Annotated in this window: 21 protein-coding genes and 1 pseudogene; 14 read left to right on the top strand and 8 right to left on the bottom strand. The window is 72.6% G+C overall.

The genetic code is table 11. The features are described from left to right. Positions 1–419 precede the first annotated feature (419 nt). Both IH00_RS0103865 and IH00_RS0103860 read left to right on the top strand, forming a co-directional pair. A complete protein-coding gene (locus IH00_RS0103865) occupies positions 420–2492 on the top strand; it encodes a PIG-L family deacetylase (RefSeq protein ID WP_078887543.1) in 2073 nt (690 codons plus the stop codon). 56 nt (positions 2493–2548) lie between these two features. Further along, positions 2549–2980: a VOC family protein gene (locus IH00_RS0103860; RefSeq protein ID WP_031069537.1), complete on the top strand. Its 432-nt coding sequence runs from the start codon at positions 2549–2551 to the stop codon at positions 2978–2980. Here IH00_RS0103860 and IH00_RS0103855 read toward each other — a convergent pair. Continuing rightward, positions 2977–4662 (bottom strand): TROVE domain-containing protein, encoded by a 1686-nt coding sequence (locus IH00_RS0103855; protein ID WP_031069535.1) that lies wholly within the window; start codon positions 4660–4662, stop codon positions 2977–2979. The genes IH00_RS0103860 and IH00_RS0103855 overlap by 4 nt on opposite strands. A gap of 150 nt (positions 4663–4812) precedes the next feature. Further along, positions 4813–5031, bottom strand: a pseudogene (locus tag IH00_RS43800) (Imm7 family immunity protein); the annotation flags it as partial. Positions 5032–5426: 395 nt separating this feature from the next. Between IH00_RS43800 and IH00_RS38755 the strand changes: the two are divergent. Continuing rightward, positions 5427–6164 (top strand): pentapeptide repeat-containing protein, encoded by a 738-nt coding sequence (locus tag IH00_RS38755; RefSeq protein WP_158827664.1) that lies wholly within the window; start codon positions 5427–5429, stop codon positions 6162–6164. 221 nt (positions 6165–6385) lie between these two features. On the opposite strand, the gene IH00_RS0103845 is transcribed toward IH00_RS38755, so the two are convergent. After that, a complete protein-coding gene (locus IH00_RS0103845) occupies positions 6386–7747 on the bottom strand; it encodes a glutamine synthetase family protein (RefSeq protein WP_031069531.1) in 1362 nt (453 codons plus the stop codon). Positions 7748–7868: 121 nt separating this feature from the next. On the opposite strand from IH00_RS0103845, the gene IH00_RS0103840 reads away from it, so the two are divergent. The 5 genes from IH00_RS0103840 (at position 7869) to IH00_RS0103820 (ending at position 11625) form a co-directional block, all read left to right on the top strand. Then, positions 7869–8966: a PP2C family protein-serine/threonine phosphatase gene (locus IH00_RS0103840; protein WP_052411158.1), complete on the top strand. Its 1098-nt coding sequence runs from the start codon at positions 7869–7871 to the stop codon at positions 8964–8966. 155 nt (positions 8967–9121) lie between these two features. Next, the gene (locus IH00_RS0103835) at positions 9122–9493 is read left to right on the top strand and encodes a hypothetical protein (protein ID WP_031069526.1); all 372 of its coding nucleotides are present in this window, start codon (positions 9122–9124) and stop codon (positions 9491–9493) included. Between the two features lie 113 nt (positions 9494–9606). Further along, positions 9607–10260 (top strand): DUF3105 domain-containing protein, encoded by a 654-nt coding sequence (locus IH00_RS0103830; protein ID WP_031069525.1) that lies wholly within the window; start codon positions 9607–9609, stop codon positions 10258–10260. After that, positions 10257–10904 carry a DUF305 domain-containing protein gene (locus tag IH00_RS0103825; RefSeq protein ID WP_031069523.1) on the top strand — a complete coding sequence of 216 codons (648 nt, stop codon included), beginning with the start codon at positions 10257–10259 and terminating at the stop codon, positions 10902–10904. Before IH00_RS0103830 ends, IH00_RS0103825 begins: the two co-directional genes overlap by 4 nt. Positions 10905–11205: 301 nt before the next feature. Then, positions 11206–11625 carry a CBS domain-containing protein gene (locus IH00_RS0103820; protein WP_031069521.1) on the top strand — a complete coding sequence of 140 codons (420 nt, stop codon included), beginning with the start codon at positions 11206–11208 and terminating at the stop codon, positions 11623–11625. Positions 11626–11670: 45 nt separating this feature from the next. Here the strand turns inward: IH00_RS0103820 and IH00_RS0103815 are convergent, their stop codons facing one another. Further along, the gene (locus IH00_RS0103815; protein WP_031069518.1) at positions 11671–12507 is read right to left on the bottom strand and encodes an alpha/beta fold hydrolase; all 837 of its coding nucleotides are present in this window, start codon (positions 12505–12507) and stop codon (positions 11671–11673) included. Beyond that, positions 12504–13178, bottom strand: a complete 675-nt coding sequence (locus IH00_RS0103810; RefSeq protein ID WP_031069515.1) for a DUF998 domain-containing protein — start codon at positions 13176–13178, stop codon at positions 12504–12506. The genes IH00_RS0103815 and IH00_RS0103810 overlap by 4 nt, the downstream gene beginning before the upstream one ends. Before the next feature lie 109 nt (positions 13179–13287). Between IH00_RS0103810 and IH00_RS0103805 the strand changes: the two genes are divergently transcribed. Beyond that, positions 13288–15045 carry an NAD+ synthase gene (locus tag IH00_RS0103805; RefSeq protein WP_031069513.1) on the top strand — a complete coding sequence of 586 codons (1758 nt, stop codon included), beginning with the start codon at positions 13288–13290 and terminating at the stop codon, positions 15043–15045. A gap of 68 nt (positions 15046–15113) precedes the next feature. Here the strand turns inward: IH00_RS0103805 and IH00_RS0103800 are convergent, their stop codons facing one another. Both IH00_RS0103800 and IH00_RS0103795 read right to left on the bottom strand, forming a co-directional pair. Further along, complete coding sequence (locus IH00_RS0103800; protein ID WP_031069512.1) at positions 15114–16139, bottom strand: endonuclease/exonuclease/phosphatase family protein; 1026 nt, start codon at positions 16137–16139, stop codon at positions 15114–15116. 196 nt (positions 16140–16335) lie between these two features. Then, positions 16336–17982: an MFS transporter gene (locus IH00_RS0103795; RefSeq protein WP_078887542.1), complete on the bottom strand. Its 1647-nt coding sequence runs from the start codon at positions 17980–17982 to the stop codon at positions 16336–16338. Positions 17983–18156: 174 nt separating this feature from the next. Between IH00_RS0103795 and panB the strand changes: the two genes are divergently transcribed. The 5 genes from panB to IH00_RS0103770 all read left to right on the top strand — a co-directional run bounded on the left by panB (position 18157) and on the right by IH00_RS0103770 (position 22284). Next, complete coding sequence (gene panB, locus IH00_RS0103790) at positions 18157–19020, top strand: 3-methyl-2-oxobutanoate hydroxymethyltransferase (protein ID WP_031069499.1); 864 nt, start codon at positions 18157–18159, stop codon at positions 19018–19020. Positions 19021–19168: 148 nt separating this feature from the next. After that, positions 19169–19531: a cupin domain-containing protein gene (locus IH00_RS0103785; protein ID WP_031069498.1), complete on the top strand. Its 363-nt coding sequence runs from the start codon at positions 19169–19171 to the stop codon at positions 19529–19531. Between the two features lie 99 nt (positions 19532–19630). Beyond that, the gene (locus IH00_RS0103780) at positions 19631–20629 is read left to right on the top strand and encodes a daunorubicin resistance protein DrrA family ABC transporter ATP-binding protein (protein ID WP_031069496.1); all 999 of its coding nucleotides are present in this window, start codon (positions 19631–19633) and stop codon (positions 20627–20629) included. Further along, positions 20626–21411, top strand: coding sequence for an ABC transporter permease (locus IH00_RS0103775; RefSeq protein WP_039946189.1), 786 nt, complete (start codon positions 20626–20628; stop codon positions 21409–21411). Before IH00_RS0103780 ends, IH00_RS0103775 begins: the two co-directional genes overlap by 4 nt. A gap of 63 nt (positions 21412–21474) precedes the next feature. Further along, on the top strand, positions 21475–22284 hold the full coding sequence (locus tag IH00_RS0103770) for a site-2 protease family protein (RefSeq protein WP_031069493.1): 810 nt from the start codon (positions 21475–21477) through the stop codon (positions 22282–22284). Here the strand turns inward: IH00_RS0103770 and IH00_RS39835 are convergent. Further along, positions 22274–22495: a hypothetical protein gene (locus tag IH00_RS39835; protein WP_078887541.1), complete on the bottom strand. Its 222-nt coding sequence runs from the start codon at positions 22493–22495 to the stop codon at positions 22274–22276. The genes IH00_RS0103770 and IH00_RS39835 overlap by 11 nt on opposite strands. Positions 22496–22497 lie beyond the last annotated feature (2 nt).

Below are 22497 nucleotides of genomic sequence, written 5' to 3'. Positions count from 1 at the left end.
GGAGAGCCGCCCCCTCCCGAACCAGCCCAGGCCGGAGAGCCGCCCCCTCCCGAACCAGCCCAGGCCGGAGAGCCGCCCCCTCCCGAACCAGCCCAGGCCCCCACCACCGTCGGACGGCATCCGACCCGGGGCGGGGCCGTGGAGGGTCGTCCCCGCAGGGGACCGGGCGGCCGGGAGACCGCGAGCAAACGCGGGACCCAAGGCCGCCGGCCCCGAGGAGTCGAGCCCGGAGGGGCCCCGCCCCGCCGCCCACCGACGTGACCCGCCCCGCGAAAGCAAGCACACCTCGCGGCACCACGCCGCGCGAAAGCAAGCACGCCCCGCGACGTGAGGCAACGCACACCAGGGCCAATGAACCCGATCGAGGCAAAGCGCCTCTTCTCCCGCGGTTCGCCTCACACCCACGAAAGCCGCCACCGATGCCCCTCCGCCTTCCCGGCCGCGCGACCCGCGCACCCCGCGCGGGCACGCACCCCCGCGCCTCCTCCCGACGCCGCCTCTTCCTGGCGGCGCCCTTCGCCGTGCTCATGGGCATCACCGGCGGCACCCTCGCGCTCACCACCGGCTCGTCGGACGCGTCCGACTGGCCGAGCCGCAGCGTACCGGAGTCCGTGGCGGTGAAGCCGGTGCGGACCGCCGGTGAGTCGGTGGTCCAGATCATGGCGCACCCGGACGACGACCTGTTCTTCATGAACCCGGACACCGGCCAGTCGCTGGCGACCGGCCACGCCCTGACCTCCGTCTACCTCACGGCCGGCGAGTCCGACGGCCGCAACGCCCGCCGCCAGGACCCCCGGCCGCCGGCCGACAAGGCGGCGTACGCCGAAGCGCGCCAGAACGGCATACGCGCCGCGTACGCCGAGATGGCGACCGGGAACCGCACCAGCCCGTGGGACCGCACCTCCATCACCACCGCGGGCGGCGGCCGCGCCGAGCTGGACACGCTGCGGGCGCAGCCGCAGATCAGCCTGGTGTGGCTGCAGCTGCGCGAGGCGGGCAGCATCACCGGTGACCGCCCGCACAGCCTGCACGGCCTGTGGGACGGCCGGGTGGAGCGCCTGGAGTCGCAGCTGGCCGCCGGTTCGCCGGTGCGCGAGGACTTCTCGTACAGCAAGGCGCAGGCCATCGAGACGATCACCGGCGTCCTGCGCCGCTTCAAGCCCACGTTCGTCCGGATGATGGACCCGACGCCGGGCGTCAACGACCGGACCGGCGAGCCGTCGGACCACCAGGACCACATGTACGGCGCCCGGTTCGCGCAGGCGGCGCTCGCCCGGTACGCGGACGAGCCCGGCCGCCCGCACTTCGCCGTGCAGAACTACCTCGGTTACCCGACCGGCGGCCTGCCGCACTCCCTCGACCCGGCGAGCGTCGAGGTGAAGCTGCGTGCGCTGCGGACGTACGCGTGGATGGACCACACGGACTACTGCGAGGACCCGGCCGGCTGCGGCGACCGCAAGGTGGCGGCCCGCCCCGCCGGGCACGGCTGGGCGCACTCCGTCCGCTACACCCGCTCGGACTCGACGTCGTGGGTGCAGCGGGGCGCCCGGCCCGGGGAGCTGTACGCCTTCGCGGTGCTCGACGGCCGCCTCGCGGTGTGGCACAAGGCGGGCACACGGGCCTGGACCGGCCCGGTGCTCCGGCCGGGCGGCGGCATGGACGGCGGTGTGACGTCCGTACGGCTGCCGGACGGCCGGATCGCGGTGTTCGGCACGCGGACGGAACTGGACGAGGAGGCTCCGGAGACGTACCGCCGCGAGGTGGTGACGGCCGTGCAGACGGCGCCGGGCGGTGGGTTCGGGCCGTGGCGTTCGCTGGGTACGCCGGAGCGGGACGACGCGGCGGGGACGTCCGACATCAGCGCCCCGGCGGCGCTGGTGGACCGGGCGGGACTGATGACGGTGTACGTGCGCGACGCGGGCCACGGCATGGCCTTGACGTCGCAGCGGCCGGACGGCACGTGGACGGCCTGGGCGTCGGTGGGCGGCGCGGGCGTGCACGGCAATCCGGTGGCGGCGACGGACGCGACCGGCCGCGGCCATGTCTTCGCGGCCACGGCGAAGACGGTCCTGGCCTGGACGCAGGCGGCGCCCGGCGGTCCGGTGACCGGCCCGGTGCGGACGGGCCTGCCGCCGACCACGGTGGCACTGAGCGCGGTGCCGGACGGCACCGACGGCGTACGGCTGTGGTTCCGCAAGCCCGACTCGGGCGCGGTGCGCACGGCCCGCTTCACGGGCGGCACCGGAGTGGCGTCGCCGGTACGGGACCTGCCGGGCGGCCTGGCGGGGTACGGCGCGGTGGGCGCGGCCGGCGACCGGCTGGCGCTGCGCTCGGCGACGGGCGCGGTGGCGACGGGTCCGGCGGGAGCGCTGCGGCCGGGCGGCGGGCGGGCGCTGTTCGGCGGCGCCCCGGCGGCCACCCCGGACGGCTTCGCGACCGTCGGTCTGGACGGCGTCCTGCGCTGGGACGAATGGGACCGGTCGGAGCGATGAGTCCGCGCGCGGCACGGAGTCGGGTTTTGATGGACGCAACCGACGAAGGAGCGCTCATGAACTGGACACTCGAGGTCGTCCTCGTCCCGGTCACCGACCTGGACCGGGCGAAGGAGTTCTACGGCACGCAGTGCGGCTTCAAGACCGACCTCGACACCGAGGTCGCCCCGGGGATCCGCATCATCCAGCTGACACCGCCGGGCTCGCGCTGTTCGATCGCACTGCAGAGCGGCATGCCCATGGCGCCGGGCCGGCAGCAGATGGCACCGGGCTCGCTCCAGGGGATGCAGCTGTGTGTGACGGACATCGAGGCGGCGCGGGCCGAGCTGGTGTCCCGGGGCGTGGAGGTGAGCCCGGTCCAGCACCTGGGCGCGGAGGGCTGGGCGGAGGGCAAGGGCGAGACCTGGAACTCGTTCATGTTCTTCCAGGACCCGGACGGCAACGGCTGGACGGTGCAGGAGGCACCGTCGGAGCTGTCGGAGCGCTAGGACACGGCCTGGAGGTCCCAGGGCCATGTCGCGTGCGCGCCGGACTCCAGGAGCGGGATCAGCCGGAACGCCGCATCGCTGAGGCCGCCGAAGGTGTGGCGGTGCGGCCCGGCGGCGCTGTGGCCGGTGGAGTAGCCGGCCAGGTTCCACGTGTAGACGGGGATGTGCTCCGGGACGGCGGCGAGCGGGTCGACGAGGGGCGTCCAGTACGCCTGTTCGTCGGTGACGACGACGACCCGGTCGTGGTCGGCGTAGTGCCGGGTGACGGCCTCCGCGGTGTTCGTGCCGCCGAGGTCGTGGAAGCGGTCCAGTGCCCGCAGGACGGACTCGCCCGGCGCCGGCTCGACCAGCAGGCTGTCGGTGCCGAACTCGACGAGGTCGGCCCGCTCGGCCCGCAGCGCCAGTGCCGTACCGAAGATCGCGGCGGAGTCCGCGCGGTTGAGCTGGGTTCGCGCGCTGGGCCGGTCGAACATCGAGCCGGACCGGTCCACGAGGATCAGCGTCCGCCCGGGCAGGGCGGGCACGTTGGCGAGGGAGTGCCCGAGGGCCGCCTCCAGGGCCTGTTCCCAGCGGGACGACGGCGCGTTGCGGTGGGCGGCCAGGTAGCGGAAGGGGAACTGGCGGGAGCGCAGCACCTCCGCCGGGTCGGAGATCCGCCGCGCCACGTCCTCGGCCACCCGGTCGCTGACGCCCGCGAGGTCGAAGTTGCGCAGATTGCGGACGAGCGCCATCGCCCCCATCGAGGGGATCACGGCCTCCCAGACGGCGGCGTCCAGGGGCCCGTGCAGCCAGCCGGCCAGCGCTTCCCAGGTCATTCCGGCGGCGGCCAGCCGCTCGGCCCCGTCGGGCGCGGTGACCAGCGCGTACCGCTCGCTCGCGGGGACGGACATCAGCGCGTGGTGGGCCACCAGAAGGGGTTCGCCGGCGGGGGGCACGGCGCGCTCGGGGTGGTGGCGCCGGTCGAGGGCGTACCGGAACAGGTCGCCCTGCCAGGGCTTGCCGGGCGCCGGGGCGGGGTGGGTCAGTTCCAGGACGTCGCCGAAGCGGAACCCGCGTGAGCCGGTGTCGTACTTGAGCAGCGCCCGGCCGGTCCAGAGCCTGCGTACGGCGTCCGCGATCCCCCGCTTGACCGGCTGCGGCAGCCTGCGCCCGTACCGGGAGGTCCAGTACGCGAGGAACTCGCCGGGTTCGTCCGGCCGTTGCAGGACGGCGTCGACGGCCTGCCGGGAGTAGCCGGCGGCCCGGGCGTCCAGCCGGGCGCGCACGAACTCGGCCGCGCCCACCAGGGAGGCCGTCCGCATGTGGGCTTCGGTGCGGAGCCAGCGCAGCAGTGCGAGGGTCCACCGCGGGTCGCTGACCGCGAGGTCACGGACGAGCCGGGCGTACCGCTCGTCGCGGGAGGGGGCGCTCTCGTAGAAGCTGTGCTGTCCGGCCATGTTGGCGACGGCGAGCAGGAAGAGCTCGGACTTCGGCTCCCGGACGTACCCGGCGCCCCCCTCGTGGTTGATGCCGTGCGGCGGCAGCGGGAAGACCGTCCGCCGGAGCGCGCGGGCCGGCGGGAGGACCCACTGGCCGTGCGTGGAGAGCGGGGATGTCGCTCCGCCCGCGGTCAAGCCCGGTATCTCCGCCCGGATCTCGCTCCTGGCTTCGGCCTTGGCTCGCTGACGGTTGAAGCGGGTCATGCAGAGGTCCCCCTGGAGGTCGGGGTCGGAGGGGCACGCCGCGGTTCGGCCCACGGCACGGCGGACGCCTCCCGGGATCAGAGTGGGCACCGGTGTTTTTTGTCAGGAAGTAACCGGGGCGCGGCGCATCGGAAGGCGTCGGAGAGGAAGTTACCCGTGGCGGGCCCGCCCGTGCATCCGATTTATCGGGCCCCCGCCCGCGCGGGATCGCCGGCCCGCGCCTGCGGCAGGATGCGCCGGAGACCTTCGGACGACGGAGGGATCCTCCACCGTCGGGATGCACGGAGACAGCAGCGCCTCCGTGTGCCACGTGACCGCGCCCCGGTCGAGTCTGAGCACGCGTACCTCGTTCTCGTGGCCCGGTTCCTCGTCATCGCGAACGGGGAGGAGCCCCTGGGAACCAGGGGCACCACGGCCACACGCCCGAACAGTTCGACGACATCAGGCGATGAGCGGTGAGGGGAGTTGCCGCCGGACACCTTGTGCCGAAGTGTCAGTGACCGGCGATCGAGCGGTCGTCCGTCGTCGTTTGCCGGCCGGTGCGGGCCGCCGCTCGAGGCCGACTGACGGCCCGATCCGACGTGGCCGAAGCCGCGCGGTGCAGTGCTGCTTTGCAAGTACAGGTGAGTCATGAGTGGTTGCGCCCCTTGCCTGCGGTGGAGCGGCGGCGGCTGTCACTGAGTCGTAGCGTTTGCGATCAAACGGCATCAGGCGTAGGGAGGAAGTAGGGCACTTACACACGTCACGCGTTGGGGATGGTGCCCATGCCTGAGACAGGGGCGTGGTCATGGGCGCTGCTGGGGATGCTGATCCTCCTCGGGATACTCGGTGGAGCCGGAGCAATCCTCGCCTGGCGAATGGCCATCGGTGAGCCGGAACGCGAACCCAGGATCGAAGTGCTGGCCGGTATCGGCGGCGGCTTGGTCACGGGAATTGCTGTCGGGGTTTCCGCCCTGTTTCTGGAGCAGACGCTCGGGGAGGCCCAGAAGTACGCGGCATGGCGCGCAAATATTGAGATCGCCGCGGCCATACCCGGATTCACGCCGGGCGACCGGGACGTCAAAGGCATCAATTTCAGCGGGAAAATGCTGCGCGGCGCCGACTTCACCGGAGCCGACTTGCAGGGCGTCAGGTTCCGGGACGCCGACCTGACAGGCGCCGTCTTCGATGACGCCAACATGCAGGGTGCAGAGCTGATCGGGGCCAACCTTCAGGACTCGAGCCTGCAGGGCACCGACCTCACCGGGGCCCAATTGGAGAGCGCAAATCTCGCCGGTGCGATCGTCAACGTACGCGATACCACCTTCGAGCATGCACATGTCGACAAATACACTTGCTGGCCGGTCGGCGTCGACAGAAACAAGGTCGACGCGGCCATGATCTACAAGGACGACGCCAAACGGTACGTCCCGGTGGCGGAAAGCCTGGAAAAGGACGACTTCCTGGGCGGGCAGCAGCCTCCCGGTTGCGATAAGTGGAAGCACGGGAAGCTTGTCAAATGACGCTTCGAAAGGCTGACCTCTGAGACGTGGGTTGGGTCACTTCCTCCGGCGATCTCGGCCGGACTGCCCCAACTGCCGCTTCCTGTCCGGCGGACCGCGTCGGCGTCAGCCTCTGCCGGGCCCGCGGAGAGACCTTCGCGGCCGGGGTGTCCGCGCAGACGCCTCCGGGCCGGCACCATGGCGGCGCCGGCCCGGAGCGCTGCTCGAACGAAAACCCGCGCCTACAGCACCGGCAGGTTCTTGCGGAGCTCGAAGCCGGTGACCTCGGAGCGGTACTCCTCCCACTCCTGCTTCTTGTTGCGCAGGAAGAAGTCGAAGACGTGCTCGCCCAGCGTCTCCGCCACCAGCTCGCTGCGCTCCATCAGGGAGATCGCCTCGCCGAGGTTCTGCGGCAGGGGCTCGATGCCCATCGCGCGGCGCTCGGCGTCGGAGAGGGCCCACACGTCGTCGTCCGCGCCGGGGCCGAGCTCGTAGTTCTCCTCGATGCCCTTCAGGCCCGCCGCGAGGAGGACCGCGTACGCCAGGTAGGGGTTGGCGCCGGAGTCGACGGAGCGGACCTCGACACGGGAGGAGCCCGTCTTGCCGGGCTTGTACATGGGGACGCGGATGAGGGCCGAGCGGTTGTTGTGGCCCCAGCAGATGTACGAGGGCGCCTCGCCGCCCGAGCCGGCCGTGCGGGCCGAGCCGCCCCAGATGCGCTTGTACGAGTTGACCCACTGGTTCGTGACGGCCGAGATCTCCGCCGCGTGCTTCAGCAGGCCCGCGATGAAGGAACGTCCCACCTTCGACAGCTGGTACTCCGCACCGGACTCGTAGAACGCGTTCCGGTCGCCCTCGAAGAGGGACAGGTGGGTGTGCATGCCCGAGCCCGGGTACTCCGAGAACGGCTTCGGCATGAAGGTGGCCTGCACGCCCTGCTCCAGCGCCACCTGCTTCATGACCAGGCGGAACGTCATGATGTTGTCGGCGGTCGACAGGGCGTCCGCGTACCGCAGGTCGATCTCCTGCTGGCCCGGCGCGCCCTCGTGGTGGCTGAACTCCACCGAGATGCCCATCGACTCCAGCATCGTGATCGCCTGGCGGCGGAAGTCCATGCCCACGTTCTGCGGGGTGTGGTCGAAGTAGCCGGAGTTGTCGGCGGGGACCGGCTTGGAGCCGTCCAGCGGCTTGTCCTTCAGCAGGAAGAACTCGATCTCGGGGTGGGTGTAGAAGGTGAACCCGAGGTCGGAGGTCTTCGCCAGGATGCGCTTGAGGACGTAGCGCGGGTCCGCGAAGGACGGGGAGCCGTCGGGCATCAGGATGTCGCAGAACATCCGGGCCGTGCCGGGGGCCTCCGCACGCCACGGGAGGATCTGGAAGGTTCCCGGGTCAGGCTTGGCGATCATGTCCGACTCGTACACCCGGGCGAAGCCCTCGATCGCCGAGCCGTCGAAGCCGATGCCCTCGTCGAAGGCCTGCTCCAGCTCGGCGGGGGCGACCGCGACCGACTTCAGGAACCCGAGCACATCGGTGAACCACAGGCGCACGAAGCGGATGTCGCGCTCCTCGAGCGTCCGGAGCACGAATTCCTGCTGCTTGTCCATTTCCCACACCCATCCTCGCTGATCAGGCCAGCATGCCACCACTCGGTTTCGTGCACGTTGCGAACCCATACTGCCTGGCGGCCTGTGGCGTACGTAACGGTGGCCTCGCAGACTGGGCCTTATGGACCGTGGCGCTCAGGAGCTGCCCGGCACCCGGCTGCCGGCCTGGCTGCGCCTGCTCCCGTGGCCGGCGATGGTTCTGCTGGTGATCGTCCAGCTCACGACGCCCGAGAGCGTGCAGCTGGGCTTCGTGTTCGCGGTGGTGCCGCCGCTCACGTCACTGGTGTACGGCAAGCTCGGCACCGCGCTGGTCTCCGGCACGCTGTTCGCGCTGTTGCTGATGCCCGCGATCCGGGCGGACGACGTCTCGTACGGCGACCTGCTCGCGTTCGTCATGATCGGCGCGGTCAGCGTCCTGCTGGCGTGGCTGCGGGCGCGCCGGGACGCCCAGCTCGTGTCGGTCCGTACGGTCGCGCAGGCCGCTCAGCTCGCGGTGCTGCCGCCGCTGCCCGAGCGGGTCGGGCCGGTGCGGTGCGGTGCGCTGTACCGGGCGGCGGAGAGGGGCACGCTGGTCGGCGGGGACCTGTACGACGTGCAGAAGGGGCCCTACGGGGTGCGGGCCGTCGTCGCCGACGTGCAGGGGCACGGGCTCGCGGCGGTCGGGACGGTGGCGGCGCTGCTCGGTACGTTCCGGGAGGCGGTGCTGGACGAGCCGGAGCTGGGCGGGGTGGCGGCCCGTCTGGACCGGCGGCTGGTGGTGGACGCGGCGGCCCGCCGGGGCGCGCACGGCGAGGTGTTCGCGACCGCGCTGCTGATGGAGTTCCCCGTCGGGGACCATGACGCCCCACCCGGCGTGCGGGTGCTCAGCTGCGGCCATCCCGCGCCGCTGCTGGTGAACGGCGACGGGGCGCGCGAGGTGGCGCTGGAACCCGGCGCACCCCTGGGGCTGGGGCTCGCCGAGTTCCGGCCGCCTGCGGCGGTGGCGGTGCCGCTGAGGCCGAAGGACGTGCTGCTGGCCCACACGGACGGGGTCACGGAGGCGCGCGACGCGGCGGGAGCCTTCTACCCCTTGGCGGCACGGGTGCCGCGGGACACGGAGGACCCGGTGGAGCTGGTGCGCTCGGTGTGGCGCGACCTGTCCGCGTACGCGGGTGTCATCGGCGACGACGTGGCGCTGCTGGCCCTCAGCGCGACGGACCACGAGCCGGCGAGGGCCTGACCTTCCCGCACGCGACGGATACGAACCCGCGCAAACCTGACCTCCCCGCGCACGACGGTCCACGCACCCGCGAGGGCCCGACGATGCCCCTCCGCCCGGGGCCCGGACGGAGGGGCATGGTCCGATCCGGCACACGGCCGTTAACATCAGCGCCCATGGGGGGCCTGGGGCTCATACGCATCGCGCGTCCCATGGCGCTGCTGGGCGCCGTGGTGACGCTCCTCGCCGCGCTCTTCGTCTGTCTCGGCGGCGCCGACCGCGCCGAGGCCCACCGGGGTCACGCCGACGTCCGCATGACGCTCGCCGCCGGGGACGTCACCGAGTACAGCTGCCCGTACGACCGCGGCGGCTGCACCCTCTTCCCGTACCTCACCCCCGCCGTCCTCACCGCCCCGCCGCTCGACCCGCCCCAGCAGGCCGACGCGCTCACCCGGCTGGGCGAGGCGCACGCGCCGGATCCGGTGGAACGCACCGGGGCGCGGCCGCGCGCGCCGGACCTGCATGTCCTCCAGGTGCTGCGGACGTAGGGCCTGTCCTCCGGGTCGTGCCGCGCGAGCCCGGCGGATCCGGAAACCAGGCCCCGGGGCGTACCGCGCCCCGCGTTCCGCCCCCGTACCTCCTGACGAAGGACACCGAGATCATGGCTGCCCACCCCAACGCCTCCACCGCCGACCGCCGCGCCCGAATAGAGGAGATGCGCCGCGCGGAGAAGGCCCGCGAGCGCCGCAACCGCATCATCACCATCACCCTGAGCACGGTGGTCGTCGCCGGCCTGGTCGGCTTCGGCGCGTACGTGCTCGACAAGGAGAGCGACGAGAAGGCGCAGGAGGTGGCCTCGGCCAAGGCGCCGATCCGGGACGAGAAGTCCTGGGACCCGAAGAAGCTCGGCCGCAACCACCCCACGACGCCGGTCTCCTACCCGATGAAGCCTCCGGTCGGCGGCGACCACCACCCGGTGTGGATGAACTGCGACGGCGACGTCTACAAGAAGCCGATCCGCAATGAGAACGCCGTCCACTCGCTGGAGCACGGCGCGGTGTGGGTGACGTACAACGGCAAGGCGCCGGCCGCCGAGGTGAAGAAGCTGGAGGAGAAGGTCGGCAAGACTCCGTACACCCTGATGAGCCCGGTCGAGGACCAGGCCGGGGCGATCATGCTGAGCGCCTGGGGCAAGCAGGTCACGGTGGACGGGGCGGACGACCCGCGGGTGAACCAGTTCTTCACGAAGTACGTGCAGGGCCCGCAGACGCCCGAGCCGGGCGCGGCGTGCACGGGCGGGACGGGGCAGCAGTGACGTTCACGCTCACCCGTACGCACTGGGTGGCCGTCACGGCGGTGGTGCTCGCGCTGCTCTTCGCCGGGGCGGCGACGGTCGCCTCGGCCGGGGACGGCGGCGAGGCGCGGCCGCCGCGCACGCCGGCGGCGGACTCGGCGGAGGCCGGGTTCGCCCGGGACATGTCGGTCCACCACCAGCAGGCCGTGGAGATGTCGTTCATCGTGCGGGACCGCACGAAGGACGCCGAGGTGCGCCGGCTGGCGTACGACATCGCCAACACGCAGGCGAACCAGCGCGGCATGATGCAGGGCTGGCTGGACCTGTGGGGGCTGCCGAAGGTCGCCATGGACCAGGAGCCGATGGAGTGGATGGGGATGGCGTCCCACCACGGCGGCGCGGGACAGGGCCTCATGCCCGGTATGGCGACGAAGGCGGAGCTGGACCGGCTGCGGGCGGTGAGCGGCCGGCAGGCGGAGATCCTGTACCTGCAGCTGATGACCGACCACCACAAGGGCGGGGTGCACATGGCGCACGGCTGTGTCGAGAAGTGCGAAGTCCCCGTCGAGCGGCAGCTGGCGCAGGGCATGGTCGACGCGCAGGAGTCGGAGATCCGGCTCATGGCCGACATGCTGGCGCAGCGCGGGGCGAAGCCGCGCGGCTGAGGCGAGCCGAGCCGAAGGGGCGCGCGGGCGTCGCAAGGGATGGGGTTCCCCCGCCGCAGGCAGGGCGGGCGCGGAGGTTCGCGAGGTACGAGCGGATCGAGCGGGGGTGCCCCACGCCGCCGGGCGGAGGGGGAGACCGGCCCTCGAAGCACGCTTCACCGCCCCGGAGGCCAGACCGTGCCGGAGGCGGGCTCCCCCACGACTGGCAGCAGCGGTCGCGTGGGGGCCCGCACGCGGCGAGAATGGGAGGCGCTCGGGGACGTACGGCGTTGTTGACGCGTTTACGGAGGTACGGCACCCCATGACCATCGCCAAGGACATCATGCACCCCGGGGCCCATTGGCTCCCCCGGCACGAGACCCTCGACCGCGCCGCGCAGATGATGCGCGACCTGAACGTGGGCGCCCTGCCCATCGCGGACGAGAACGAACGGCTCTGCGGCATCCTCACCGACCGCGACATCGTCGTCGGCTGTGTGGCCCTGGGGCACGACCCGTCGCGGGTGACGGCGGGCGAGATGGCGAAGGGCACCCCGCGCTGGATCGACGCGAACGCGGATGTGAACGACGTCCTGCGGGAGATGAAGGGCCACCGGATCCGCCGCCTCCCGGTGATCGAGAACAAGCGGCTGGTCGGCATGATCAGCGAGGCCGACCTCGCCCGTCACCTCTCGGAGTCGCAGGTCAAGGGCTGGGCGGAGCGGGTGTACTCGGAGGGCTGAGCCGCCCTCTCCCGGCCCGGTGCGGGGGCGTGACGCGGTGCCGCGTCACGCCCTCGCCGCGCGCTGCGCCCGGACGGCGCCGGCCACCGCGTCCGGGCGGTCGAGCATCATCAGGTGGCCCGCGCCCGGCACGGCCTCGAAGCGGGCGCCCAGCACTTCGGCGAGGGCCCGCTGGCGCGAGGTCCAGCGGCGGGAGTCGGGCGCGGCGAGGACGGTGACGGGGGTGCCCGCCGGTAGCGGGTGGTGTGCGCGCAGAGTGAGGAGTTCGGCCCCGACGGCCCGGTAGTGGACGTTCTCCAGCAGGGCGCCGCGCAGCACGCGGGAGGTGGCGTAGCAGCGCCGGACGAGCGCGGCCGGGGCCGGGTCGGGGGCGCATCCGGCGCGGGAGAGGCGGACCGCGGCACGGCGGGCGGCCGGTCCGAGGGCGGCGGGTGCGCCGGCGGCGGAGAGGACGGCGGCCAGGGCGCGGGCGGCGGCGGTGCGCACCGCGGGGGCGGCGGGCACGCGCGCGTGCTCCTCGACGGAGGTGTCGACCAGGACGAGGCCGGCGGTGCGGCCGGGGTGGAGGCGGGCGAACGCCTCCGCGTGGAACCCGGCGATGGAGTGCCCGACGACGGTGGCGGGGCCGTCGAGGCCGAGGGCGTCGAGGAGGCCGGCGATCCGGTGGGCCTCGCCGGTGGCGGACGGGGGGACGGCGGCGGGGCCGCTGAGCCCGTGGCCGGGGCGGTCGAAGCGGACGACGGTGCGGTGGGGGGCGAGCAGCGGGACGACGGGTTCCCAGTCGAACCAGCTCATGGCGAGCCCGCCGCTGAGGACGCAGACGGGTCCGCTGCCCTCGACGACCACATGGTGGGGTATGCCCCCGATCCGTACGAACTTCATCGTCTCCCCCTCGCGACCGACGCGGCCAGTACCGCGAGCCACCCTGCCACGAGGAGCACCTGGAGGCGCTGCCCGGCCCCCAGGGCCCAGGTTCCGTGGCCGCTCCCGAACGCGGCCACGGCGGTGAGGGTCCAGGCGGTGGCGGCGAGCGCGCACCCGGCGAGGAGGGGTCCGGTGCGGGCGAGGGGCGGCCACCGGTGGTAGCGGCGGGCGGCGAGGGTGAGCGCGACGATGCCCAGCAGGGCTCCGGCCAGGGCCACGCTGGAGGTGACGGCATGGACGCTGTGCGCGGCCGGCAGGATCCCGGCGGCCTCCTGAGCGGCGCACGCGGGATCGACGGTGGGGGCGCAGCTGAGCGGCAGGCGGGCGTCGGCGACGGTGGCGGCGCCGAAGAGGGCGAGTCCGGCCCAGCCGGCCGCCGCCCAGGGCCGCCGGTCGCCCGCGAGGAGGGCGTACAGCGCGGCGGTGAGGACGAGGGCCCCGGCGACGAGGTCGGTGGTGCGGAAGAAGCCGCCGTAGGGCTGGTCGGTGGCGGCGAGTTCGCTGACGTAGGTCCGGATGGGGTCGAGTCCGGTGGGGAGGAGGATCTCCAGGATCCAAGCGCTGTACGCGGCGGCTCCCAGGGCGAGCAGCGCGCCGAGGGTCCTGCCGCCGCGTTCCGTCGCGCTCATCCCTTCATGATCACCGCTGGGGTGCGCCGCCGCACCCGTCGGTGGGCGTGGGGTGGGCCACACCGCCGCCGCCAGGACATCGCGTCGCTCTGACGATTAGACTGGCGGCGTGCCTCAACTTCGCCTCGCACTCAATCAGATCGACTCGACCGTCGGCGATCTCGCCGGCAACGCCGAGGCGGTCGTCCACTGGACCCGGCACGCGGCCGAGCAGGGGGCGCACCTCGTGGCGTTCCCCGAGATGGTGCTGACCGGCTATCCCGTCGAGGACCTGGCCCTGCGGTCGTCCTTCGTCGAGGCGTCCCGGGCCGCGCTGCGGGCGCTGGCCGGGCGGCTGGCCGACGAGGGGCTCGGCGGACTGCCGGTCGTCGTCGGCTACCTGGACCGCTCCGAGAAGGCGCAGCCGCGGTACGGGCAGCCGGCCGGGGCGCCGCAGAACGCGGCGGCGGTGCTGTACGGCGGTGAGGTGGTGCTGTCGTTCGCCAAGCACCACCTGCCCAATTACGGCGTCTTCGACGAGTTCCGGTACTTCGTGCCGGGCGACACGATGCCGGTCGTCCGGGTCCACGGCGTGGATGTGGCGCTGGCGATCTGCGAGGACCTGTGGCAGGAGGGCGGCCGTGTCCCGGCCGCCCGCAGCGCGCGGGCCGGGCTGCTGCTGTCCGTCAACGCCTCCCCGTACGAGCGGAACAAGGACGACATCCGCCTGGAGCTGGTGCGCAAGCGCGCCCAGGAGGCCGGCTGCACCCTGGCCTACCTGGCGATGATCGGCGGGCAGGACGAACTGGTCTTCGACGGCGACTCGATCGTCGTGGACAAGGACGGCGAGGTGATCGCGCGGGCCCCGCAGTTCGCCGAGGGCAGCGTGATCCTGGACCTGGACCTGCCGGCGGCGTCCGCCGACGCGCCCACGGGCACCGTCGACGACGGGCTGCGCGTCGAGCGCGTGGTGCTGTCCCAGGAGCCGCTGCCCGCGTACGAGCCGGAGCTGACGGGCGGGTACGCCGAGCGCCTCGGTGACGACGAGGAGGTGTACACGGCGCTGGTGGTGGGCCTGCGCGCGTACGCCGCGAAGAACGGCTTCCGGTCCGTGCTGGTGGGTCTGTCGGGCGGTATCGACTCGGCGCTGGTCGCCGCGATCGCCTGCGACGCGCTGGGCGCGCAGAACGTGTACGGCGTGTCGATGCCGTCCCAGTACAGCTCGGACCACTCCAGGGACGACGCGGCCGAGCTGGCCCGCCGCACCGGACTGAACTTCCGCACCGTGCCGATCGAGCCGATGTTCGACGCGTACATGGGTGCGCTCGGCCTGACGGGCCTGGCGGAGGAGAACCTCCAGTCGCGGCTGCGCGGCACGATGCTGATGGCGATCTCCAACCAGGAGGGCCACATCGTCCTGGCGCCGGGGAACAAGTCGGAGCTGGCGGTCGGGTACTCGACGCTGTACGGCGACTCCGTCGGCGCGTACGGGCCGATCAAGGACGTCTACAAGACGTCGGTCTTCCGGCTGGCGACGTGGCGCAACCGGGCCGCCGAGGAGCGCGGCCAGACGCCGCCCATCCCGGAGAACTCCATCTCCAAGCCGCCGAGCGCGGAGCTGCGGCCGGGCCAGGTGGACACGGACTCGCTGCCGGACTACGACGTCCTGGACCGGATCCTGGAGCTGTACGTGGACCGCGACCACGGCAAGGACGCGATCGTCGCGGCGGGCTTCGACGAGGAACTGGTGACGCGGACGCTGCGGCTGGTGGACGTTGCGGAGTACAAGCGCCGCCAGTACCCGCCGGGCACGAAAATCTCGGCCAAGGGCTTCGGCAAGGACCGGCGCCTGCCGATCACCAACCGCTGGCGCGAGTCGGTGAAGTAGCCGGTAGGGCGTGAGGGGCCTCCCGCGACCACGAGGGAGGCCCCTCACGCCGTACCGGCGCCGGCGGTTCAGAGCCGGACGCGCGCCGCGATCGGGAGGTGGTCGCTGTCCGTCGCGGGCAGCGACCACGACGCCACCGGCTCGACGCCCTTCACCATGATCTGGTCGATCCGCGCCATGGGGAACGCGGCCGGCCAGCTGAAGCCCATGCCGTCGCCCGCCGCGCCCTGTGTGGAGCGCATCTGGGACGTGACGGCGTTGAGGGAGCGGTCGTTCATCGTGCCGTTGAGGTCGCCGAGGAGGACGACCTTGTCGAGCCGTTCCCTGGCGATGGCCTCGCCGAGCGCGTCGGCGCTGTCGTCGCGCTGGTTGGCGGTGAAGCCGGCGTTGAGCTTGACCCGTACGGACGGCAGGTGGGCGACGTACACGGCGACGTCACCCATCGGGGAGGACACGGTGGCGCGCATGGCACGCGTCCAGCCCATGCGGATGTCGACGGGGCGGCTCGCGCTCATCGGGTACGTGCTCCACAGGCCAACCGTGCCCTGGACGGAGTGGTACGGGTACTTCTCGGCCAGTGCCTTCTCGTACACCGGCACCATGGACGGCTTGAGCTCCTCCAGCGCCACGACGTCGGCGCCCGCCGCGGCGACCTCGCGGGCCGTGCCCTCGGGGTCGGGGTTGTCGGCGTTGACGTTGTGGGTGACGACCATGAGGTCGCCGCCGGTGCCCGACTTGTCGGTGACGAGGCCGCCGAAGAGGTTCAGCCACACCACCGTCGGCAGCAGCAGCGCGACCAGCGCGGTCGCCGAGCGGCGCAGCAGTCCGGCCACCAGGAGCACCGGGAGGAAGAGGCCGAGCCACGGCAGGAACGTCTCCGTGAGGCTGCCGAGGTTGCCGATCTTGTTGGGGATCTGGGCATGGAAGATCATCAGCAGCGCGAGGAGCACCGCGCACGCGGCGAGCAGCACGCCGCGGCGCCAGAGACCCGGATCGTGGCGCAAGCGGTCGGCCACCGACCGGAGCCGGGACCCGGTGCGCCCGCGCCCCGCGCCGCCGCCGCTCCCCGTCGCCGTCACGTCCACCTGCGCCATTCCGTCGTCCTCACTGCCTTGCTTGTCGTGCTCACCGTCCCCCGGCCCCTGACCCTAGGGGATCGGGCGACGGCTGTACTGCCACGAGGACGATCGCCGCGGCACAAGGGGTTCCGGAGGTTGCGGGCGAGGCGGCAGCTGTGACAGAACGCGCACATTTGCGATCACTCGTCCGGCCGCCGGCGGGACACCGGACTCACTGCCGTACCGGAGTCTCCCGCGCCTCCCCGCGTCCCGGGCCCTTGCCGTGCGGCGCGTGCGGCACGGGCCCGCCGTGCCCGAGGGGCCGCCGCGCGGGCAGGGCGGCGGCCACCACCACCGTGCCGGCCAGGGCGACGGCCGTCGACACCAGGGCCGTGACGTGCATGGCGCCGAGGAAGGCGTCGTACGCGGACGGGAGCAGCTCGCGCCCCGCCGGGCCGAGCCGTTCGGCGGCGGCCAGGGTCCCTTCGATGGACTCCCCCGCCGCGTCCCGCGCCGCCCCCTCCGGTACCGCGCCGAGCCGGTCCTCGATGCCGCCGCGGTACGCGGTGGAGAGCACCGAGCCCAGCACGGCGACCCCGAGCGCGCCGCCGACCTGACGGAAGGTGTTGCTGATCGCGGAGCCCGAGCCGGCCCGGGCCCGCGGCAGCGACTGCATGACGGAGACCGTCACGGGGGGCATGACGTGCGCCATCCCGGCGCCCTGGGCGAACAGCACCAGCTCCAGCACCCAGACAGGCGTCGAGGCGTCGTAGAAGGCGAAGGAGGCGAGGCACGCGGCGATCAGCAGCATGCCTGCGGTGCACACGGCCCGGGCACCGAACCGCGCCACCGCCAGCCGCGCCCGGGGCGCGAACAGCATCTGCGCCACGGCCAGCGGCAGCACCAGCAGGCCGGCCTCCAGCGCGCTGTAGCCGCGCAGGCTCTGGAGGTAGAACGCCGACATGAACGTCACGCCCATGAGCGCGAAGAACACCAGCGAGATGGCGGCGACGGCCCCGGAGAAGGGCGGTTTGCGGAAGAGGGCCATGTCGATGGCCGGGTGGTCGGTGCGCAGCTCGTGCAGGACGAAGCCGGTGAGGACCGCGAGCCCGCCCAGCAGCGGCAGCAGGGAGGTGGGGTCGGTGAAGTCGGCGAGCTCGCCGCCGCGGATGATCCCGTACACCAGCAGCACCAGTCCGACGACGGACAGGGCCACGCCCAGCGGGTCGAGCCGCCCGGGGCGGGGGTCCCGGGAGTCGGGGACGAGCAGCACCATGGCGATCAGGGCGACGACCACGACGGGCACGTTGACCAGGAAGATCGAGCCCCACCAGAAGTGCTCGAGCAGCAGTCCGCCGGTGACCGGACCGATGGCGATGCCCAGGCCGACGCTGCCGGCCCAGATGCCGATGGCCTTGGGCTGCTCGTCGCGCTCGAAGACGTTCATCAGGACGGCGAGGGTGGCGGGCATCACGAACGCCCCGCCGAAGCCCATGAGGGCGCGGTAGGCGATCAGCTCGCCCGGGGCGTCGGCCAGGGCGGCGAGGGCCGAGCCCGCGCCGAACACGACCAGGCCGAAGAGCAGGGCCTTCTTGCGGCCGATCCGGTCGCCGAGGAGGCCGGAGGTGAACAGCAGGCCGGCGAAGACGAGCGTGTAGGCGTTGATCGCCCATTCCAGCTCGCTCTGGGTCGCGCCGAGGCCGGTCGGGGCCGGGGCGGCGACGGTCTTGACCGCGACGTTGAGGATGGAGTTGTCCAGCACCACGATGAGCAGGCTGAACATCAGGACGCCGAGGATCACCCAGCGCCGGCGGTGGACGGCTTCCGGGACGACGGGGGAAACGGCTGCGGAGGCGGGCTGATCTTCCGGTACGGGCATATTCCGACCGTAATGCCGTGTTTGTCATGAGACCGTCCGGTGGTGGCGCGGCTTACGCCACCGGAGTGCCGGAGTGTGGCGGGCCCACTTCCCCCCGCGCGGCACGAAGTGCCACCATGGACGTGGTCCGGGGACGCCGTCAGGGCGCCTCGAGATGACGAAGGAGCCGTTTCCATGACGCTTCAGGCTGCCCGTACGCAGCCCGCCGACAGCAGCAAGGCGCTGTACGGCGGCAAGGGCACTCGCCGCATCACCGTGCTGGACCTCGCCGCCGCCAAGGAGCGGGGCGAGAAGTGGCCCATGCTGACCGCCTACGACGCGATGACCGCCTCCGTCTTCGACGAGGCCGGCATCCCGGTGATCCTGGTCGGCGACTCGATGGGCAACTGCCACCTCGGCTACGACACCACCGTGCCCGTCACGATGGACGAGATGACGCTGCTGTCCGCCGCCGTCGTACGGGGCACCAAGCGCGCCCTGGTCGTCGGCGACCTGCCCTTCGGGTCGTACCAGGAAGGGCCCGTCCAGGCCCTGCGCTCCGCGACCCGGCTGATCAAGGAGGCGGGCGTCGGCGCGGTCAAGCTGGAGGGCGGCGAGCGCTCGCTGCCGCAGACCGAGATGCTGGTGCAGGCGGGCATCCCCGTCATGTCGCACCTCGGCCTGACCCCGCAGTCCGTCAACACCATGGGCTACCGGGTGCAGGGCCGCGGGGACGAGGCCGCGCACCGGCTGCTGCGCGACGCGAAGGCCGCGCAGGACGCGGGCGCCTTCGCGGTCGTGCTGGAGCTCGTACCGGCCGAGCTGGCCGCCGAGGTCACCCGGTCCCTGCACATCCCGACCATCGGCATCGGCGCCGGGGCCGACACGGACGCGCAGGTCCTCGTCTGGACCGACATGGCCGGGCTGACCGGCGGCAAGGTGCCGCGGTTCACCAAGCAGTACGCCGACCTCCGCCGGACGCTCGGTGACGCGGCGAAGGCGTTCGCCGACGACGTCGTCGGCGGCGCGTTCCCGGCCGAGGAGCACACCTTCCACTAGGGCCCGCCTTCCGGGCCGTGCGGCCCCCGGGCCGCACGGCCACCAGGCCACTCCCCGCACAGACGACAGCCCGCCGACTTCCCCCATCGGCGGGCTGTCGGGCGTATCCGGCCATCCGGAACTAGCCTCGGAGGAGGAGGCGAGAAATATGGCCGGAATCGTACGCAAGAGTTTCGAATCCCCCGATGAGACACGTCCCTTCGAGGGCGACAAGGGAAGACTCGACCTGGTCAGCACGGACCGCGGCCCCGTGGGCCGGGCGGTGTTCGAGCCGGGCTGGAAGTGGTCCGACCACGTCAAGCCCATCGCCGGCACGGACAGCTGCATGGCGGCGCACGCCTGCTACACCGTCAGCGGCCGGCTCAGGATCGTCATGAACGACGGCACCGAGGACGAGGTGGGCCCCGGCGACTACTTCGCCGTCGAGCCCGGTCACGACGCATGGGTCGTCGGCGACGAGCCGTGCGTGGTGCTCGACTGGGTCGGCTTCGGCGACTACGCCAAGCAGTAGCGCCCACCCGCCGCCGGCCGGCTGCCGAGCGCGCGCCGGTCCGCGGCCCCACGGGGGTGTCGGTGCCGTGTCGGTGCCGTGTCGGTGACGGCTGGTGCCATGGGCCGCATGACACCACCATCCGACACGAACGCCGTCGAGGTACGGGGCCTCGTCAAGCACTACGGCGGGACCAAGGCCCTCGACGGCGTGGACCTGGCCGTCCGCGAGGGCACCGTCCTCGGCGTCCTCGGCCCGAACGGCGCCGGCAAGACCACGCTCGTCCGCTGCCTGTCCACCCTGGTCGTCCCCGACGCGGGCACCGCCACCGTCGCCGGGTACGACGTGGTGCGCCAGCCGCACCTGCTGCGCCGCACCATCGGCCTCACCGGTCAGTACGCCTCGGTCGACGAGAAGCTGTCCGGCCGGGAGAACCTGTACATGATCGGGCGGCTGCTCGACCTGTCCCGCGCCGCGGCCCGCCGGCGCGCCGACGAACTGCTGGAGCGCTTCTCCCTGACGGAGGCCGCCCGGCGCCCCGCGATGCAGTACTCCGGAGGCATGCGGCGCCGCCTCGACCTGGCCGCGTCCCTGGTGGGGCGCCCGTCCGTGCTGTACCTGGACGAGCCGACGACCGGCCTCGACCCCCGCTCCCGCAACGAGGTGTGGGACGAGATCAAGGCGATGGTCGCCGAGGGCACGACGGTCCTGCTCACCACCCAGTACATGGAGGAGGCCGAGCAGCTGGCGCACGAGCTCACCGTGGTCGACCGGGGCCGGGTCATCGCCACCGGCGGCGTCGACGAGCTGAAGGCCAAGGTCGGCGGCCGCACCCTCCAGGTCCGCCCGGCGGACCCCGCCGACCTGCCCGCGATGGCGCGGGCACTGACCGAGAGCGGCCTGGACGGCATCGCGGGCTCGACGGTCGTCCCCGACGAGGGCCTGCTGTACGTCCCCATCCTCAGTGACGCGCAACTGACCGCGGCCGTCGGCCTGCTGGGCACGCGCGGCTTCGCCCTCACGCACATCGGTACCCATCTGCCCAGCCTGGACGAGGTGTTCCTGGCCGTCACCGGCGAGAAGTCCTCGCCGTCCGTCTCCGAGGAGGTGGCCGCGTGAGCGCGGTCGGTGCCCGCTCCCACCTGCGGCACGTCGGTGCGCTGGTGCGGCGCAACGCCCTGCAGATCAAGCAGGATCCGCAGTCCATGATCGACGTCCTGCTGACGCCGGTCGTCCTCACCCTGCTGTTCGTGTACGTCTTCGGCGGCTCGGTCGGCCTGGCGCTGGGCGGCGACCGGGACGCGTACGTGAACTACGTCGTCCCGGGCCTGATGGCGATGATGGGCCTGAACATCGCCATGGCCGTCGGCAGCGGCGTCAACGACGACTTCCGGAAGGGGATCATGGACCGGTTCCGGACCCTGCCGATCGCCCGGTCCTCCGTCCTCGTCGCGAAGATCGTCGTCGAGACCGGCCGGATGGTGGTCGCCTCGGTGATCCTCCTCGGCATGGGCTTCCTGCTGGGGCTGGAGGTCAGCACCTCCGTGCCGGCCGTGCTCGGCGCCGTCGGACTGTCCATGGTCTTCGGAGCGTCCCTGATGTGGCTGTTCATCCTGCTCGGACTGACATTGCCGACCGCTCAGGCCGTCCAGGGAGTGGCGCTGCTCGTGCTGATGCCCCTTCAGTTCGGCTCCTCGATCTTCGCCCCGCCCGCGTCGATGCCCGGCTGGCTGCGGGCGTTCGCCGAGTACAACCCGCTGTCGAACCTGGCGGACGCGGCCCGCGGCCTGATCAACGGCGGCCCGGTCGCCGGCGCGGTGTGGACCACGCTCGCCTGGGCCGCGGCCCTCACGCTGGTGACGGCCCCCTTGGCGGTGGCGAGGTTCCGCAACCGGACGTGAACGCGGTGGCCCGGCGGCGGTCCGGTACGGTCTCTACCGTCCCCGAGCCCAGGAGCGCCGCCCATGGCCACCGCCACGTCCCGCCACAGCGAGCGGAGGATCAGCCCCGTCTTCCTCGGTATCGCCGCCGTCATGGGGGTCACGGGGTGGGCGGTGTGGACCGGCTTCTCGGCCAACCCGGGCCTGGCCGTCTTCCTGTTCGTCACGTCGACGTGGATCGTCTCGCTGTGCCTGCACGAGTACGCGCACGCGCGCACCGCGCTGCACGGCGGCGACATCTCCATCGGCGCGAAGGGCTACCTCACGCTCAACCCGCTGAAGTACACCCACGCCCTGCTGAGCGTGGTGCTGCCGGTGATCTTCGTGATCATGGGCGGCATCGGCCTGCCGGGCGGGGCGGTCTTCATCGAGCAGCACCGCATCCGCAGCCGCTGGAAACAGAGCCTGGTCGCCGCGGCGGGCCCGCTCACGAACGTCGTGTTCGCGGCCGTCCTGACCGCGCCGTTCTGGCTGGGCGCCCTGGACGGTGTCCCGCTGCCGTTCCGCCTCGCGCTCGCGTTCATCGCGCTGCTGGAGGTGTCGGCGGTGATCCTGAACTTCCTGCCGGTGCCGGGCCTGGACGGCTACGGCGTGATCGAGCCATGGCTGTCGTACCGGGTCCGCCGGAAGGTCGAGCCGTACGCGCCCTTCGGGCTGCTCGCGGTGTTCGTGTTCCTCTTCATCCCCGAGGTGAACGCCGCCTTCTTCGGGCTGGTGGACACCGTCCTCGGCGGACTCGGCATCCCCGAGCTGGAGACGTACTGCGGGCGCGACCTGTACACCAGCCTGTGGCAGGAGCAGGCGCCGCTGTGCGAGTCGCTGGTCAGCGAGTGACGGCCCTGCCGCGGCGCCAGTAGTACCAGGCCATGTTGGACGAGACACCGGCCAGCAGCACCCACACGATGCCGAGCCAGCTGCCCTGGACGAAGGAGACCACGGCCGCGGTGACGGCGAGGGCGCAGACGACGAGGGCGTACAGAGCGAGGCGGGGCATGGGGGTCGGCTCCTGTCCGGGTGCGGGTGGTGCCCGTCCAGTGTCCCCCATGC

This window comes from Streptomyces sp. NRRL S-118 (genome assembly GCF_000716335.1).
In the GTDB taxonomy this organism is placed as follows: domain Bacteria; phylum Actinomycetota; class Actinomycetes; order Streptomycetales; family Streptomycetaceae; genus Streptomyces.
Note: the sequence above shows the minus strand (reverse complement) of the source record. Positions and strands in the feature narration are given on the sequence as shown.

What these genes read in the sequence shown, in the direction of transcription:
- IH00_RS0103865 (WP_078887543.1), top strand. Translation starts at nt 420, where the DNA reads ATGCCCCTCCGCCTTCCCGGCCGCGCGACCCGCGCACCCCGCGCGGGC.
- IH00_RS0103860 (WP_031069537.1), top strand. Translation starts at nt 2,549, where the DNA reads ATGAACTGGACACTCGAGGTCGTCCTCGTCCCGGTCACCGACCTGGAC.
- IH00_RS0103855 (WP_031069535.1), bottom strand. Translation starts at nt 4,662, where the DNA reads ATGACCCGCTTCAACCGTCAGCGAGCCAAGGCCGAAGCCAGGAGCGAG.
- IH00_RS38755 (WP_158827664.1), top strand. Translation starts at nt 5,427, where the DNA reads ATGCCTGAGACAGGGGCGTGGTCATGGGCGCTGCTGGGGATGCTGATC.
- IH00_RS0103845 (WP_031069531.1), bottom strand. Translation starts at nt 7,747, where the DNA reads ATGGACAAGCAGCAGGAATTCGTGCTCCGGACGCTCGAGGAGCGCGAC.
- IH00_RS0103840 (WP_052411158.1), top strand. Translation starts at nt 7,869, where the DNA reads ATGGACCGTGGCGCTCAGGAGCTGCCCGGCACCCGGCTGCCGGCCTGG.
- IH00_RS0103835 (WP_031069526.1), top strand. Translation starts at nt 9,122, where the DNA reads ATGGGGGGCCTGGGGCTCATACGCATCGCGCGTCCCATGGCGCTGCTG.
- IH00_RS0103830 (WP_031069525.1), top strand. Translation starts at nt 9,607, where the DNA reads ATGGCTGCCCACCCCAACGCCTCCACCGCCGACCGCCGCGCCCGAATA.
- IH00_RS0103820 (WP_031069521.1), top strand. Translation starts at nt 11,206, where the DNA reads ATGACCATCGCCAAGGACATCATGCACCCCGGGGCCCATTGGCTCCCC.
- IH00_RS0103815 (WP_031069518.1), bottom strand. Translation starts at nt 12,507, where the DNA reads ATGAAGTTCGTACGGATCGGGGGCATACCCCACCATGTGGTCGTCGAG.
- IH00_RS0103810 (WP_031069515.1), bottom strand. Translation starts at nt 13,178, where the DNA reads ATGAGCGCGACGGAACGCGGCGGCAGGACCCTCGGCGCGCTGCTCGCC.
- IH00_RS0103800 (WP_031069512.1), bottom strand. Translation starts at nt 16,139, where the DNA reads ATGGCGCAGGTGGACGTGACGGCGACGGGGAGCGGCGGCGGCGCGGGG.
- IH00_RS0103795 (WP_078887542.1), bottom strand. Translation starts at nt 17,982, where the DNA reads ATGCCCGTACCGGAAGATCAGCCCGCCTCCGCAGCCGTTTCCCCCGTC.
- panB (WP_031069499.1), top strand. Translation starts at nt 18,157, where the DNA reads ATGACGCTTCAGGCTGCCCGTACGCAGCCCGCCGACAGCAGCAAGGCG.
- IH00_RS0103785 (WP_031069498.1), top strand. Translation starts at nt 19,169, where the DNA reads ATGGCCGGAATCGTACGCAAGAGTTTCGAATCCCCCGATGAGACACGT.
- IH00_RS0103780 (WP_031069496.1), top strand. Translation starts at nt 19,631, where the DNA reads ATGGGCCGCATGACACCACCATCCGACACGAACGCCGTCGAGGTACGG.
- IH00_RS0103770 (WP_031069493.1), top strand. Translation starts at nt 21,475, where the DNA reads ATGGCCACCGCCACGTCCCGCCACAGCGAGCGGAGGATCAGCCCCGTC.
- IH00_RS39835 (WP_078887541.1), bottom strand. Translation starts at nt 22,495, where the DNA reads ATGGGGGACACTGGACGGGCACCACCCGCACCCGGACAGGAGCCGACC.